Raw genomic sequence first — 14,959 nt, 5'->3', positions numbered from 1 at the left:
AGGGACTACACCGACTACCTCCTGCAGGTGGTCAGGGACAGGATCGAGGAGGAGGCAGGGAGGGTGCTTGCCGAGATCACCGACGGACGGTACGGGACGGTGATGCTTGACGACGACTTCACTGTCCTCGTCCACGACATGGGCGATGACTACCCGGCCGACCGGTTCAGCGGCGGAGAGCAGGATGATATCGCCATCGCTCTCAGGATCGCCCTCTCCCGGTTCCTTGCCGGGGTGAACGAAGTGCACGACTCCACGTTCCTGATATTTGACGAGATCTTCGGGAGCCAGGACGAAGAGCGGCGGAGCAACCTCCTCCGGGCGCTCAGGACCCAGGAGGCTCACTTCCCCCAGATCCTCCTGATATCCCATATCACCGAGGTCCAGGACGAGTTCTCGACGACGCTCGTGGTCGAGATGGGGGCGGACCATGCGAGCACGGTCAGGGAGTTTGAGTGATGGACCAGCGAACCCTCTACCAGGACGCGATCCGGCGGGTCGCAGGAAGGATCCGGGAGTGCGCCCCTGAGGACCTTGTTGAGCGGTTCTCTGCGCGCAGTGGGTTTGACGCGGGATCCTACCGGCACTGCCGCCCCGCGTTCGACGGAGCAGTCTGCGCGGTCGACGGGAGCAACGCCATCATCCTCGATGCAGGCAGTTTTGCCGTCGCCGCCGTCCGGGCATCGGTCAGCGCGTATGCCGGCGGCGCACGCGTCTGTCACAGGACGACGCCCCTGCAGGTCGTCACCGTCAACCCCGGGGCCGGGAACGAAGACTTTGACGCACTCTTCCGCGACTGCTTTTGTCGCCCCCCGAAGGTGCACCTCGACCACGACGACCCGGTCCGGAACACTGCCGTCATCCGGGATACCCTCGAGTACTGGGCGGCGATGGAGATGGCCGGAGAACTCGAGACCGGGGACCTCATCGTGCTTGACGGCACGCTCCAGGTCCGCCACGCGAGCCACGACGAGGTCATCGAGAACCTCTTAAACCTCTGCAACCTCCGGGGGGTGCTCATCGCCGCGGTGACGAAACGGACGTCGCTCACCTGGGACGGGGGGCACCCGATCGTCCCGGCGGCAGAAGGGCTCGCCCGCGACCTCGGTGTCCCTGAGCCCTGGTACCTCTGCGTCTCCACCGCCGAAGGCCTGATCGACCGCGAGGAGACGCATCGCTGGAAGCAGCGGGGCGAGCAGTACGTCGCGCGGCTGCACCCCCGTGCACAGAGAGCGTTCAAGGTGGAGATCCCCAAATACTACAGCCCGGAGATGGTCGAGCGGGTCTTCTCAGCGCTCGCCTACTTCGCCGACGACGGCAGGGTCACGGGCTACCCCTACCCGCTCCTCGACGCCCACCTCACCACCAGGATCGGGATCGATGCGGTCGAGCAGGTCCGCCAGGATATCATCCGGAACATGGACCTGCTCGGCATGAGCCTCGCCGACTACACCGGCATCTTTGGTGACTACCATGATGAGTTTGATCGATATTGACGGAGGCGACGCCTCGAAGTACCGCCTGATCGGGGACCGGGTACTCAGTTACCGGTTTGCCGTCCCCCACGACGCAGAACTCTACCTCGGGGACGTGCTCAAGATCACAGACAGCGTCAAGGGACTGACGTTCTTTGCGAAAGTGAGTGACCTCCTCCACGGCTGTAACTTCTCAGACCCAAAGTGGGACACCCGCCCGCACACCGAGCACTTCTACGGGATCGGGGAGGACGTCTTCATCCTCGTTGAGGCGATCCCGCTCGGGTTCGTGGGGGAAGACGGCGTCTTCCGGAAACCCCGGACGATCCCCGCAAAGTTCTCGCGCGTGGAGCAGCCACAGGCCGACGATTTTGCGTTCCTGCGGCAGGTGATGGGCGAGATCGAGGTGGGCGTGATGAAGACCGGCCAGGGTGTGCTCAAGGACGTGAGGGTGGCGCTCCATGCGACGGTGATGCGGCAGCACATGGGGGTCTTTGCCACGACCGGCATGGGGAAGAGCAACTTCATGAAGGTCTTCTGTGCCTCCTGCATGCAGGCCCGGAAGTTCGGTCTCCTCATCGTGGACCCGCACGGCGAGTACGTGGCAGGAGGGCGGTCATCGAGCGGCACGGCCACCCAGGGACTTCTCCACTACCAGGCGGGAAGGGACGGCCTCGCGGTCTTTACCACACGGTCAGACAGTTTCAGGAAGAAATACCTGCTCGACCAACTTTACCTGGACTACGATGACTTCAGGGCGCCCGACCTCCTCCTGCTCTATGAGCACTCCCAGCCCCAGCGCGAGGTCGTGGAGATGCTCGAGAGCACGCCTGGTTCTGCCGTGATCGATTTCTTCCAGAACACCGACTTTGCAACCTTTGATGCCGATACCTACACCGGCCGTCACCCTGCGATTGCGAGGGACCTGAAGAACTTCTCGCCGAGCACGCTCTCCGTGATGCAGCGGCGCATCAAGGGCATGCTCAACCGGAACAAGGGTTTTCTCCGGTCGAGCGGTTCATCGATCCCTGATATCATCAAGGCGATCCACGAGAATAAGGTCGTCCTGATCGACATCCCGGGGATGAGCGAGCAGAGCGAACTCTTTGTGCTCTCGATCATAACCCGCATGATCATGCGCAACCACCAGGGGGAGGACGCCAGGGATGCGGAGGAGCAGAAGCAGGTGCTGATCACCATTGAGGAGGCCCAGCGGGTGCTCGGGTCGGGGCTCGGGAGCACCCGAACATTCCGGGAAGCTGCGATGGAGGGGAGGAAGTTCGGTGTGGGGCTCTGCGTCGTCACCCAGCAGCCAAAGAACATCGATGCCCGGGTCCTTGCCCAGTTGAACACCTTCGTCGTGATGGGGCTCTCTGACCGCGGGGACCGTGATATCATAGCAAGCAGCGCAAAACAGGACCTCTCGCGCCTGGATACCGAGATCCAGACACTTGAGCCAGGAGAAGCGGTTATCAGCACCCTTGGAATTCCGTTTCCCGTGAGCACCCGGATCCATCTCTTTGAGGAGTATATTCAGGATCTCAATGGAAGGCCGGGGTCAAGGCCGATAGAAGAAGGGCTTGATACATCGTTTTGATTGAGAGATGGTGACAGGATCTCATATCCCGGGTCAACCGTCTCTTCACTGAACTCTTTGGCGCCCGAAGGCGTCAGGATTGCTGATTGTTCTCTACTTTCCGGATGGAGACACAGTTGATGACCGCATCCCCGGTCAGGATGTAGCGTTTGACGATGGTTCCGAGGACCTCGACCACATCCCCCTTTTGTACGTCCTCCGCCGGTGAGGTGAACATCTTGACCGATATCTCACCTGTCCGGTCGGCGACGAGGTACTGCGGCCGGTTGAGGAACTGGAAGTAGACCCGCTCGACGACGCCCTTCACGCGCACCGGCTGGCCGAGCATGTTCAGGTTGATCGCCCGGATGCGGGTTGTTTTTGCTTCTGCTTCGTAGACCGGCACCAGTGACGCATACTGCTTCTGGCTCATGTAGTTGAGCGCCAGCGGTATGAGGATCAGCATGACGGCCGAAGGAACTGCCCAGATCAGCACGGATGCATCCCCGGTGGCGAGGACGTACACCGCGATCAGGACCATAAAAAAGAGGAAAACGGCCAGTGCAACGGCCGTTACCCTCACTTTAATATCTCCGATCTGCATCGTTTATCAGGTTTACTTCAGGGCAGCAATTTCCTTTCTGAACGCGATCCAGTAGATGACACCGACGAAGAGCAGACCGCCGACGATGTTGCCGAGCGTGACCGGAATGATGTTGCTGGTCCACATGGTGACCCAGTTAACCGAATCGACTGCCTTTGTGGGGTCAAGGCCGGTGCAGAAGATGCCCGTGGGGATGAAGTACATGTTCGCAACACTGTGCTCGAATCCGCTGGCAACGAAAGCGAAGATCGGGAACCAGATACCGACGATCTTTCCTATTGCGTCATCAGCGCATATACCGAGCAGGATGGCGAGGTTGACAAGCCAGTTACAGGCAATGCCCTTGAGGAATACCGACCATAAAGCCATACCGCCGGCATAACTCGTCTTTGCTGTCGCTATACCTATTGCTCTCAAGCCGAAGGGAGTGAGCGTCGCGACACCGGCGGCATCGAAACTGACACACGGGCCGTACGCCATGATATACGCAAAGATTATCGACCCGATCAGGTTGCCGATATACACCCAGAGCCAGAGATTGAGCACACCGGCCCAGCTGACTTTGTGGATGAACGCTGCCATGGGGGCGAGCATCGCGTCGCCGGTGAAGAGTTCAGCACCGGTCATGACCGTGATGATAAGCCCCACAGGGAAGACAGCACCCAGCATGAACTGGGCGAAACCGGGGCCAGCAGTACCGAACCTCATCGCAGCATCGGATGCAAGAATGCCGGTCGAACAGACCGTCGCAAGCGCACCGCCCATTGCGATGTAGGCTCCTGACATGATCCCACGCAGGACCATGTTCCAGGCCGGTAGTCCGACCTTATACTTCCCGGTATCACCAGCTTTTGCTACTATAGCAACTGGAGGATGGAACACCATTTTTCATACACCTCTCTAAACGTCCTACCTATACCTTCGAGTAATCTGACTGTATAGGTCCAATTAATGAGTAATTTGAGAGGGCTATTAATATGTTTCGAATTGATCGTTCTGCGAGGAGAATATAATCTCGTTTGGAGCGCTTATCTTTGGTCTAAGTTAATTTCTGTCGTTAAACACCGAGAATTGTCAAACGATGTTTTTGCCACGGTTTTTTGGGCCACGCGGAATTGGGGTGATTTTTTGGGAAAGTTTAGGGAGGTCAGACAGAGCAGCCGCACCGATCCCTCTCTTCTCTGTCCATATCCCTTTCCGGGTGGTGAAGGTCGGTAAAATCGCCCAGAATATATGCGCGGCCGGGACCGATCCCCGAGGTGGGTGCCACGGCGGCTGGAATGTCTTTATTTTCTGGAACCCTGCTCATTAACGTCCCTTTCTAGTTCCCTCCCAGGTTCCGGGAGAGGCCTCTCCCGGGGGGATTTAGGGGCAGCGTGATACGATTGTCCGTGTGCTGCCGCGGGCCCGCTATCCCGCCCCCGGGGGTGCGCTCATGCCCGGGGCGGCGGTCGCCGGACCGGTCGCGGCACGGGACCTGAAGATAGAGGGGGTGAAGAGCAGTTGTCCTTCGGGTCTGCCTTCGGCCGGGTGCCACGCCCCCGGGAGACGCATATACCGGGCTTATGGGGGTTGTGGAGGCGTCCTGGTGTGTTCCCCCGCTGCCCCGATATCCCGGGGCTGCCCGGGGCATTGATGGCCCTCTGGTGCCGCCCCTCAATCCTTGAAGACATCGAAGATCTGGTCGCTCCCGGTGGCGATGAGCCGGTCGCGCTCCGCACTCTCCTCGACGAGCGCGAGCACCGGCGGGGTCATATCCTCCCCCGGGTGGAACCCGAAGAGTTTCTCAAGTTCGGTCTGGATGGCGTGAAGGAAGACCGAGTTCGATATCTCCACCGGGCAGAGTTCCTCGCACTGGCCGCAGTTGACGCAGGAGTCTGAGATGTGCGCAAACCTGATCAGGTGGAACATGAACGGCGGCGGGATCACGCCGGGCTCGACCAGGTAGTCCTTCCTGGTGCTGCAGTCGATGCAGTAGCAGATCGGGCAGTTCTCGATGCAGGAGTAGCACTTGATGCATCGGGAGGTCTGCTCCTGGATCCGGCGCAGGCGCTCCGTGCCTTCGCCGAGCGCCCCGAAGTAGCGTGCCCGCCACGTATCACCGAGTTTCAACATCGCACGCTCGACCTTGCCCCGGATCTCAACCCCCTTCGGATTCGCGGGCTCTGTGGCAACGGCTCCAGCCTTCAGGGCCGCATCCAGGAGATTTGCTCCTTTCTCAGAGCAGACCTCCACAAACGTGGCGTTCCCGGCCCGCTCGCCGATGACGCCCCAGTTCCCGCAGGCGAGGTCGGCCTGGCGCGGGATCTTGATCTTGCACCGGCGGCAGTTCGACCGGCGGCCGAGCCCTTCGTTCCCGAGGAGGTCCGCGGCGCCTTCTTCGAGTTCATCGATCGAGACGGCCGCATGCTCACCGTCCTTTGTGATGACGATGAACTTTCCTTTGTCGATCTCCTCCTTGACGACATCGTCGGGATCAAGGCCGAGTTTCTCCCGGACGATTCTTCGTGCTATCTCCGGCCTGATGGTGCCGCCGCAGTTTAGGCCGATGATGATAATGTTGTCCAGGTTGACCTGGTTACGCTTGGCCATCTCGTAGATCGCCTTGACGTCGCAACCCTTGAGGACTGTTGCGATCCGCATATCCGGCTCGGTGCTGAGGAGGCACCGCCGCATCTGTTTTGGGAGGAGCAGGGTGCCGCAGTGAAGTGAGCCCGCGATGCCCCCGATCTCGGCCGGGTCGGTGATGAGCGCCGGCAGCGCATCATAGACGTCCGCGCCCTTCCTGACCGCAAAGACACCGTCCACCATACCGCTCTTGAGAGCGTGAGCGAGCAGGGCGGTCACCGCCCCGCCGGTCTCTGCCTTCTCCCGCAGGCTCTCGTCCGTCGTCCATGCATAGAGTAAATCGCCTTTTGCTACCATCTTCAGGCCTCCGCAATCTTCTCGACCTTCACGGCGCACGCCTTGAACTCCGGGATCCTGGCGATCGGGTCAAGCGCGTTGTGGGTCAGTCTGTTCGCCGGGTGCTCTTTGTAATGGAACGGTATGAACATGACACCCTTCACGATCTCCGGGGTGACCCGTGCCGGGATATCGATGGAGCCGCGGCGGGTGCTCGCCCGGACGACCTCCTGATCCTTGATCCCGAGCTCTTTTGCGTCCTCGGTGTTGATCTCGATCCAGCCGATGGGCGCCTCCTTCTCAAGGCTCCACGACCGGCGGGTCATGGTGCCGGTGTGCCACTGCCATATGACCCGCCCGGTCGTGAGCACGAAGGGGTACTCGGCGTCCGGCACCTCGGCGGGCGGTTTCCACTCGATGGCGCTGAAGACGCCGAGCCCGTCCGGCATGGCGAACTTCTCCCGGTGGAGGATCGGGGTTCCCGGGTGCTCCGCGGTCGGGCAGGGCCAGTGCAGGCCGTCCGGGTCGAGGCGGGAGTAGGATATGCCGTGGTAGGAGGGCGTGACCGCGGCGACCTCGTTGAAGACCTCCTCCGGGCTCTTGTAGGTGAACTGCTCCTCATAGCCCATCCAGGCGCCGAGTTCGCAGATGATCTGCCAGTCAGGCTTTGCCTCACCCGGGGGATCCTGTGCTTTCTTCCAGCGCTGGACTCGCCGCTCGGTGTTCGTCTGGGTGCCGTCCTTCTCGGCGTAGCAGGCTGCAGGGAGCACCACGTCGGCGAACTCGGCGGTCTCGGTCAGGAAGATGTCCTGCACGACCAGGAACTCGAGGTTCCGGAGCCCCTCCTCGACATGCTGGATGTCGGGGTCGGAGAGCATCGGGTTCTCGCCCATGATGTACATCGCCCTGATCTCACCGGGGTTATCGGTGAGGACGTTCATCATCTCGGTGACGGTATAGCCGACCCTGGCCTCCGCGATATCGTCGACCCCCCAGGCCTCCATCATCTTCTTCCGGGCTTCTTCGTCGGTGACCTTCTGGTAACCGCTGAAGACGTTCGGGAGGCAACCCATGTCGCAGGCGCCCTGCACGTTGTTCTGGCCGCGGAGCGGGTTCACGCCACCGCCGGGCTTGCCCAGGTTGCCGGTGAGCATCATCAGGTTGGCGGTAGATTTGACGTTGTCGACGCCTGTGGTGTGCTGGGTGATCCCCATCGAGTAGATGAGGGTGGCAACCTCTGCCCCTGCGATCCACTCTGCAGCGGTCCTGAGGCTCTCGACCGGGATGCCGGAGATCTGCGAGACGTTCTCAAGGCTGTAGTCCTCCTTCATGACGACTTCCTTGAGTTTCTCGTAGTCCTTCGTCCTCTGTGCGATGAACTCCTTATCCTCCCGGCCGTTCCTGATGATCTCCTGCATCAGGCCGTTTAAGATGGCGACGTCGGTCCCGGAGACAAACGGCATGTAGAGGTCCGCCTGCTGTGCAGTCGGGGTGTAGCGCGGGTCGGCTACGATCACCTTCGCGCCGCCCTGCCTGGCGCGGATGATACTCCGCGCGATCAGGGGGTGCTGCTCAAAGGTGTTGCTCCCGAGGACGAAGACGCACTTTGATTCGCTGATATCCTGGATCGAGTTGGTCATCGCACCGGACCCGAAGACCGCCGCGAGGCCCGCGACGGTGGATGCGTGGCAGAGCCGGGCGCAGTGGTCGATGTGTGGGGTCTTGAGCACCACCCTGGCGAACTTCTGCATCAGGTAGTTCTCCTCGTTTGAGGCCCGGGCTGAGGAGAGACAGGCCATCTCGTCGGGTTTGTAGGACCCAAATCGCTCAGCGATCAGGTCGTAGGCCTCATCCCAGGTCGCCTCGACGAACCTGCCCTCCTTTTTGATCAGGGGTTTTGTGAGCCGGTCAGGGCTGTTGATAAATTCATGGGCATACCGGCCTTTGGGGCAGAGTTTGCCGCCGTTGACGGGTGCGCGCTGCCAGTGCGCCACGTCAAAGACCCTGCCGTCACGCACGACAAGGTTGAATCCGCATCCGGTGCCGCAGTACGGGCATGTTGTTGACACGTATCTGATATCCATTGTCGCTCCCTCTGGCGGGGACTAATAACGTCATTGATATATAACATGCATGGTCTCCCTGGGCGTTTTGATTAATATCGATGGAATACCGCTGGAGGGCCGGGAGAACCCTGGGTTATGCCGGAAGATCTATCTCAGAGAGTATGGCCGGGTTTCATTGCGTAACAGCGCTCCATGAGGTGATGCTCTCCGGGATTTGCGGATGAAAACCGGAATGCCGGTTTTTCCGGCCCCATCCCCCTCCCACAGGAGGAAGCCATGCCCGGGGTTACGCGGTTGACGGCCGGGGGACCTCCCATTGCCCGGGCCCGTAAGGCTTTCCCGACAACCGGTTCACGGTCCCCGGAAACTCACGGTGGATCCCGATATACGCCCCTCGACGGCGTCCCGCCCCCGGCCCGTTCAGATTCGCCCGGGGGACCCAAACTACATTGAGGTCAGCCGACGATATGTACATCAATGGAGTCCCTTGACGACTGGTTCCCGTACCGGGAATACCGACCTCACCAGCGGGAGATGCTTGAAGTGGCCGCATCTGTCGCACGCGACGGCGGTATCGCCATGATCGATGCGCCGACCGGGAGCGGCAAATCGAGCGTGGTCTCCGCGCTTCTCTCAGAGAGCCGGGGGCGGAAAGTGCTCGTCGCCGTCCGCACCATAAGCCAGCTTGGCACGTTCATGCGCGAGCTCGAGCTCGTCCGGAAGAAGCGCGGCGGCCTGAAGTTCGCCTACCTCATCGGCAAGTCCAGCATGTGCCCGCTCGGCGGCGAGGGGGACATCTACCGGCGATGCGAGGGTGTCAAGGCCTTCTCAACGGCGCTGATGCGGGAGCGGGCGCAGAAGGGTTCACTCGTCCCGGCAAACGACCGCCATATCAGGCAGCAGATCCGGAAGATGGACCCGGACCACCCGCTCATCTGCCCCTACTTCATCCACGGCAAATCGTTCGTGGAGCCCGAGGATGCGGGGCTGAAGATGATCCCGTCTGCGGCCCTGCGTGTCCGTGCCGAGCGGGTGAGCACCGAACTGATCTGGCCTGACCAGCTCGCCGGGTTCTGCGGCAACATATGCCCCTACGATACGATGATGCACGCCGCCCGGGACGCCGATGTGGTGCTCGTGAACTTCTACCATCTCTTCGACGATATCATCAGGGAGCAGCTCTACCAGTCGCTCGGGATCGAGGGGCACGACGCCCTGCTGCTCATCGATGAGGCCCATAACTGCGGCGACGTCGTCCAGAGCATCGAGAGCGTGACGATCGAAGAGCGCGATATCGTGCAGGCCGGGCACGAACTCGCCGGCCGGCGGCGGTCGCAGCACCAGGCAGATGCCATCACCCAGATCCTGCCGCAGATCACCAGGTTCATGGATGCGCTCAAGGCCTCGCACGAGGTTGAGGACTGGTTCGATCCTGCGATCTTCCAGCGGATGATCCTCGCGGGCACACTCTACCGGAATATGGAAGAGGTCGTGGATGATCTCCTCAAGATCAGCGAAGGGATCCGCGAGAAGAACATGCAGGCGGGTGAGTTCCGGGAGAGCGCGATCGAGCGGCTGACTGAGTTCTTCTACCGGATCTTCCGGTCCGCGGCCGACCCGGCCTACCTGACGGTCTACCGGAAGGAGGACGATGGCACGGTGGCGCTCGAGGTCAGGAACATCGACCCGAGCACCAAACTCCAGGATATCGCCCGGGCACACGCCTGCTGTGTCCTGATATCAGGCACACTCTCTCCAATCGAGAGTTACCGGCGCTACTACTTCGGCGACCTTCCGGTCTCCGCGTTATCGCTCCCAAACTCCTTCCCCCCTGAGAACCGCCGTATCTTCTGCGCCGACGACATCACCACCGCCTACTCGATGCGCCGGGACGCACAGAACCTCGCGCGGACCGTGGACTACATCACCACGTTTGCCGCTCTCCCGGGGAACCTTGCCGTCTACTTCCCCTCCTACGACCTGGTCAACACCTTCGCAGAGCGGTGCGCTCCCCGGATCAGAAAGAAGCAGATCTATGTCGAACCGAAAGAGACCGCGACCGCCGCCGCCATGCTCCGGGAGTTTATGGCTCTCCCGGGATCGGGTCGGTCCGGCATCCTCTTTGCGGTCTGCGGGGGCAAGTGGAGCGAGGGCCTGGACTACCGCGGCGAGATGCTCGCGGGAGCGCTCGTCATCGGCCTCCCGCTCGCGCCCTTCAACCGCGTCCGCCGGATGGTGATCGACTACTTCCGGATGAAGTTCGGGGCCGAGGGGGAGTTCATCAGTTATACCCTCCCGGCGATCAACCGCGCCCTGCAGGCGCTCGGGCGTGTGCTCCGGGCGCCGGAGGACCGGGGAATGCTCGTCCTCGGGGAGCGGCGGTTCCTGGAGTCCCGGGTCCATGCCGGGCTGCCGCCGTGGATGCAGGAGGAGATGACGACCTGCACCATCGACCTCTTCCGCAAGGAGGCCGGCAGATGGCGATCGTGATGGGGTCGTGCCGGTTCGGGCTCTGGCATGTCCACGTGACATGGCAGGATAACCTCGTCTACCGTGTGCGTTTCGCGCGCGAGGGAGTCGTCGGCCCGGTGCCCCGTGAGATCCAGCGCTACTGTGCCGGGCTGCCGGCAGACCTCTCCTCCTTTGAAAGCGTCGCGACCGAGGGTGAGTCGACCTTTGCGAGGATCTACCGTGCGGTACGGGCGATCCCCTGTGGAGAGACCGCAACCTACGGTGAGATCGCACGAGAGGTCGGGACCGCGCCGCGGGCGGTCGGCTCGGCGATGGCCAGAAACCCGACCCCGATCGTGGTGCCCTGCCACCGGGTCGTCGCGAAGACCGGTCTAGGGGGGTTCTCCCCCGACCTGGAGATCAAGGAGGCCCTGCTCGCCATGGAGCGCCGCACGCCCGGACCCTGCACGCGGGAAAATGAGAGGGATTAACTGGTAACCCTGCCGATAGTAATGGATATGAAGATCGTGGTCCTGGGTGCGGGGGCGGTCGGCCTGACCATCGCCGCAAAGTTATCCCGCGTCGCGGACGTCCATGCCGTTGCCAGGAAGCGGCATGCAGATGCGGTGCGGGAACGCGGTCTCCTGATGACCGGGATATGGGGGGAAGGCGCATACCGCTTCAGCTGCTCCGAAGACCTGCCGGACGCATGGCTGGACGCCGACTACTACATCATCACCGCAAAGTCCACCGACACGGAGGCGGTCTGCCGCCAGTTCGCTGGTGCCATCAGGGGGCGCGAGGTGGTGAGCCTCCAGAACGGCATCGGGAACGAGGAGATCATCGGCAGGTTCACCGACCGGGTCATCGGCGGGATGATCATCACGGGGTTTGAGTGGCGGGGCGACGCGTCGGTCCATGTCTCGGTGGAGGCGGCGCCCATGAAACTGGGGCGGTTCCCGTCTGGCATGGACGACGCGGTCGGGCGTCTCGCGGACCTCATCGGTGAGGCCGGGATCCGGGTTGAGGCGACCGGCGGGATCAGGAGCGATCTCTGGTCGAAGACCCTCTACAACTGTGCGTTAAACCCGCTTGGCGCCGTCACGAATGTCCCCTACGGGGCGCTCACCGATCCGCACGCCTGGGCAATCGTCACCGCGATCGTCAGGGAGGCATACCGGGTGGTGGAAGCTGAGGGCGTCACCCTCCCCTGGGAGACGGCGGACGCCTACCTGGAGTATCTCAGGACCACTCAGCTCCCGGCGACGGCCGCCCACCACTCGTCGATGCTCCAGGATCTCACCCTGGGACGGAGGACCGAGATCGATTTCCTGAACGGCGCGGTGGCGGACCTCGGACGGAGGCACGGTATCGGCGTGCCCTATAACACCTGCATCACCGAACTGATCCACTTCCGGGAGCAACTCTGAAGGCAGGGGTGGGTATGCGGTCGGCGATTGTCCTGGTCGGGGGAGCGGCACGGCGTGCCGGTGGGAGGGAGAAGTACTTCTTCACGTTCCAGGGCAAGACCTTCATCGATCGTCTCATCGATACCCTGCAGGAGGTGGTGGATGAGATCGTGGTGGTCGCCCGGGACCCCGGGCAGTGCGAACGGTTCTGCCACCTTGGGGATATCAGGTGCATAGCAGATGTCAGGAGAGGGCTCGGCCCCATCGGCGGCCTGCATGCGGGGGTGCAGGCGGTGCATGGTGAGTATGTCTTTGTTGCCGCCTGTGATATGCCCTGCATCAGCCCTGCAGTGGTGCGACTGCTCTTTGATGCCATCGGGGATTATGAGGCCGCTATACCCTGCTGGAACGCCGATATGCTTGAGCCGCTCCACGCGGTTTACCGGACGAGTGCACTGCTCAGTTACCTGAAGGAGCATGACTCGCTCTCGCTCCGTACGATGATACGGAGCATTAACACCCGGTATGTGAGCGTTGAGAAGATCCGCGAGATCGATCCGGACCTGATGACGTTTACGAATATCAACAAACTGGAAGACCTGAAGATGATCGATCCCTCGGCGGAGCACGGCCAGGATGATGCGTGCGGGTCCGGGCAGGGAACCCCGTAAGCGGGCGGGGAACGTTTAGATACTCTTTTGTTGCGTCGTGGATCTTTTGTGCGGCTCCTCCCTGGTCCGGGCAGCTGGAGGGCTCCTCCACTCCATCGCGCCTTGAACTGGGAGGCCCGGCCCATCGGCGCTGGCGTGACCCGGGGTGCGATGAATTCCTGATGATACCCGTCCGGTCTGCGGTAATGGCTCCCCTCCTCTGAAAACGGTCTCGATCCCGGTCAGGGGCGCCATGAGAGGAGAACCCGACCGGTTCGCTCCGGAGGTGCGCCTCACGGGCGTCCCCCGGACCCGGCCGGGGGATGCCGGTGCATCATCGGCGGAAGCAGCCGCTGTATGTGCCCAAAACTTATAAATAGTATCTCCGAGTAGTCAGGGCCTGATGTCATCGGGGGAAATGTCTTCAACAAATTCCAGTGCGGGAAGGGGGGCTGATTCGGGGGTGGCGCGAGCAGGACAGCCCGGATGCAGGAATCGTGGACCCGCCGTCGGCCGCTCTCTACCGCTCTTTCTGTTCTGCTGCCTGATTCTTGCCCTGTGCGGTTTTGCCTCCGCTACGGAGGGGACGTATGCCCCCCTCTGGGACGTGGGGGCCAATGGTGCCGTCAGTTCCGTGGCTGTCTCGCAGGACGGCACTGCGGTCGTTGCCGGTGCGGGCTCGACGGTCTACCTCCTGGACCAGCAGGGAGACGTGCTCTGGAAGACCACTGTCGGTTCTCGGGTGAATGGTGTCGGTATATCGCCTGAAGGGTCGCACATCGGTGTCGCTGCAGATAAACTCTATCTCTTTGACAAAGATGGAAACCTGCTCTGGACCGAGAAGACGACGTTCGTCTACCACAGCGTGGATCTCTCTTCCAAAGCCACGTATGTTGCCGCCGGATGCGACAACGGTGCGGTATATATCTTTGACCGGAACAAAAAAACGCTCTGGGACTACGATATGGGAACCGACAGTTACGGCATCGCCATATCCGAGAACGGGCGTGTCATTGCAGCAGGATGCGATGACCAGGGGGTCTACTACCTCAACAGCAGACAGGGAGAATCCTGGAGTTACGGGACCGGCAAATGCGTGAAGGGCATCGCCCTCACCCCTGACGGCCGGTTCGTGGCTGCCGGGTCTTTTGACCGGTGCGTCTACCTCTCCACGGGCGAGGGTGAGCACCTCTGGAAGTATCCCACCGGAGATGCCGTCGTCTCAACAGCGCTGACAAATGAGGCAAGAGAGGTCTTTGCCGCTTCAGGCAGATCGGTGCTCGTCCTCGACCGCTCCGGGGCCGAGATCCAGACGATCACCCTCAACGGCCGTGCGGAGTCGATCGCGGTAACCCCCGACGGTTCGTTCCTTGTGATCGGGGGCGGTGACGGTGACCGGTCCATCCATCTCCTCACGCGGGACGCGGCCCTGCTCAGCAGCGGGAGTCAGGAGGTCCCGGTAAACGAGACCGAACCGGTGGAGAGCCCGACGGGCAACGTGACCTCCCTCCCGGCCCCCACGACCGACAACGCCAGTGCAGTGGCAGAAGTGACCCTTCTGCCCCCGGATGAGGAGGTTTCCATCGCCTCGCAGATGCTCGGGTGGCTGGAGAACATCTTCTCCCTCCTCTTCAAACCGCAGGAGGACTTCCTCGCCTGACTTCCTGCGGGTTTGTTGATCAGGTTCGGCGGGGAGGCCGATACCCGCCACGGTCTTTGCGTGATGATCATTCGATGCCCCGGAGCCCTGTTGGACCATTGCATCTCATATTTTCATGAAACACCCCATTTCCCCGCTTCACCCCATGCTGTGGACCGTGGTGG

Annotated in this window: 12 protein-coding genes; 8 read left to right on the top strand and 4 right to left on the bottom strand. The window is 61.7% G+C overall.

Going from position 1 to position 14,959, the window contains the following annotated elements:
• The 3 genes from BP858_RS12115 to BP858_RS12105 all read left to right on the top strand — a co-directional run.
• Positions 1–459 (top strand): ATP-binding protein (locus BP858_RS12115; RefSeq protein ID WP_394339387.1); only part of this gene is annotated, 459 nt, incomplete at its 5' end.
• Positions 459–1,496, top strand: a complete 1,038-nt coding sequence (locus BP858_RS12110; protein ID WP_286879577.1) for a DNA double-strand break repair nuclease NurA — start codon at positions 459–461, stop codon at positions 1,494–1,496. The genes BP858_RS12115 and BP858_RS12110, both read left to right, overlap by 1 nt.
• Positions 1,474–3,072 (top strand): ATP-binding protein, encoded by a 1,599-nt coding sequence (locus tag BP858_RS12105; RefSeq protein ID WP_062262603.1) that lies wholly within the window; start codon positions 1,474–1,476, stop codon positions 3,070–3,072. Before BP858_RS12110 ends, BP858_RS12105 begins: the two co-directional genes overlap by 23 nt.
• A 73-nt stretch (positions 3,073–3,145) precedes the next feature.
• Here the strand turns inward: BP858_RS12105 and BP858_RS12100 are convergent, their stop codons facing one another.
• The 4 genes from BP858_RS12100 to fdhF form a co-directional block, all read right to left on the bottom strand.
• Positions 3,146–3,655: a hypothetical protein gene (locus BP858_RS12100; protein WP_062262605.1), complete on the bottom strand. Its 510-nt coding sequence runs from the start codon at positions 3,653–3,655 to the stop codon at positions 3,146–3,148.
• 12 nt (positions 3,656–3,667) lie between these two features.
• Positions 3,668–4,540: a formate/nitrite transporter family protein gene (locus tag BP858_RS12095; RefSeq protein ID WP_286879576.1), complete on the bottom strand. Its 873-nt coding sequence runs from the start codon at positions 4,538–4,540 to the stop codon at positions 3,668–3,670.
• A gap of 771 nt (positions 4,541–5,311) precedes the next feature.
• Positions 5,312–6,580: a Coenzyme F420 hydrogenase/dehydrogenase, beta subunit C-terminal domain gene (locus BP858_RS12090; protein ID WP_062262609.1), complete on the bottom strand. Its 1,269-nt coding sequence runs from the start codon at positions 6,578–6,580 to the stop codon at positions 5,312–5,314.
• Between the two features lie 2 nt (positions 6,581–6,582).
• Positions 6,583–8,643, bottom strand: a complete 2,061-nt coding sequence (fdhF, locus tag BP858_RS12085) for a formate dehydrogenase subunit alpha (RefSeq protein WP_286879575.1) — start codon at positions 8,641–8,643, stop codon at positions 6,583–6,585.
• Positions 8,644–9,102: 459 nt separating this feature from the next.
• On the opposite strand from fdhF, the gene BP858_RS12080 reads away from it, so the two are divergent.
• The 5 genes from BP858_RS12080 to BP858_RS12060 all read left to right on the top strand — a co-directional run bounded on the left by BP858_RS12080 (position 9,103) and on the right by BP858_RS12060 (position 14,795).
• Positions 9,103–11,115 carry an ATP-dependent DNA helicase gene (locus tag BP858_RS12080; RefSeq protein ID WP_062262615.1) on the top strand — a complete coding sequence of 671 codons (2,013 nt, stop codon included), beginning with the start codon at positions 9,103–9,105 and terminating at the stop codon, positions 11,113–11,115.
• On the top strand, positions 11,103–11,567 hold the full coding sequence (locus BP858_RS12075) for a methylated-DNA--[protein]-cysteine S-methyltransferase (protein WP_062262618.1): 465 nt from the start codon (positions 11,103–11,105) through the stop codon (positions 11,565–11,567). The genes BP858_RS12080 and BP858_RS12075 overlap by 13 nt, the downstream gene beginning before the upstream one ends.
• Positions 11,568–11,594: 27 nt before the next feature.
• Positions 11,595–12,506 (top strand): ketopantoate reductase family protein, encoded by a 912-nt coding sequence (locus BP858_RS12070; RefSeq protein ID WP_214166536.1) that lies wholly within the window; start codon positions 11,595–11,597, stop codon positions 12,504–12,506.
• Positions 12,507–12,520: 14 nt separating this feature from the next.
• Positions 12,521–13,156 carry a molybdenum cofactor guanylyltransferase gene (mobA, locus tag BP858_RS12065; RefSeq protein WP_062262621.1) on the top strand — a complete coding sequence of 212 codons (636 nt, stop codon included), beginning with the start codon at positions 12,521–12,523 and terminating at the stop codon, positions 13,154–13,156.
• Positions 13,157–13,538: 382 nt separating this feature from the next.
• A complete protein-coding gene (locus tag BP858_RS12060; RefSeq protein ID WP_286879574.1) occupies positions 13,539–14,795 on the top strand; it encodes a WD40 repeat domain-containing protein in 1,257 nt (418 codons plus the stop codon).
• Positions 14,796–14,959 lie beyond the last annotated feature (164 nt).

The sequence above is a fragment of the Methanoculleus sp. UBA413 genome (genome assembly GCF_002502935.1).
GTDB classification, from domain to species: domain Archaea; phylum Halobacteriota; class Methanomicrobia; order Methanomicrobiales; family Methanoculleaceae; genus Methanoculleus; species Methanoculleus bourgensis.
This window is presented reverse-complemented; position numbering and strand designations above follow the sequence as displayed.

Excerpts from the sequence above, each read along its gene's own strand:
- BP858_RS12110 (WP_286879577.1), top strand. The coding sequence starts at position 459 with ATGGACCAGCGAACCCTCTACCAGGACGCGATCCGGCGGGTCGCAGGA.
- BP858_RS12105 (WP_062262603.1), top strand. The coding sequence starts at position 1,474 with ATGATGAGTTTGATCGATATTGACGGAGGCGACGCCTCGAAGTACCGC.
- BP858_RS12100 (WP_062262605.1), bottom strand. The coding sequence starts at position 3,655 with ATGCAGATCGGAGATATTAAAGTGAGGGTAACGGCCGTTGCACTGGCC.
- BP858_RS12095 (WP_286879576.1), bottom strand. The coding sequence starts at position 4,540 with ATGGTGTTCCATCCTCCAGTTGCTATAGTAGCAAAAGCTGGTGATACC.
- BP858_RS12090 (WP_062262609.1), bottom strand. The coding sequence starts at position 6,580 with ATGGTAGCAAAAGGCGATTTACTCTATGCATGGACGACGGACGAGAGC.
- fdhF (WP_286879575.1), bottom strand. The coding sequence starts at position 8,643 with ATGGATATCAGATACGTGTCAACAACATGCCCGTACTGCGGCACCGGA.
- BP858_RS12080 (WP_062262615.1), top strand. The coding sequence starts at position 9,103 with ATGGAGTCCCTTGACGACTGGTTCCCGTACCGGGAATACCGACCTCAC.
- BP858_RS12075 (WP_062262618.1), top strand. The coding sequence starts at position 11,103 with ATGGCGATCGTGATGGGGTCGTGCCGGTTCGGGCTCTGGCATGTCCAC.
- BP858_RS12070 (WP_214166536.1), top strand. The coding sequence starts at position 11,595 with ATGAAGATCGTGGTCCTGGGTGCGGGGGCGGTCGGCCTGACCATCGCC.
- mobA (WP_062262621.1), top strand. The coding sequence starts at position 12,521 with ATGCGGTCGGCGATTGTCCTGGTCGGGGGAGCGGCACGGCGTGCCGGT.
- BP858_RS12060 (WP_286879574.1), top strand. The coding sequence starts at position 13,539 with ATGTCATCGGGGGAAATGTCTTCAACAAATTCCAGTGCGGGAAGGGGG.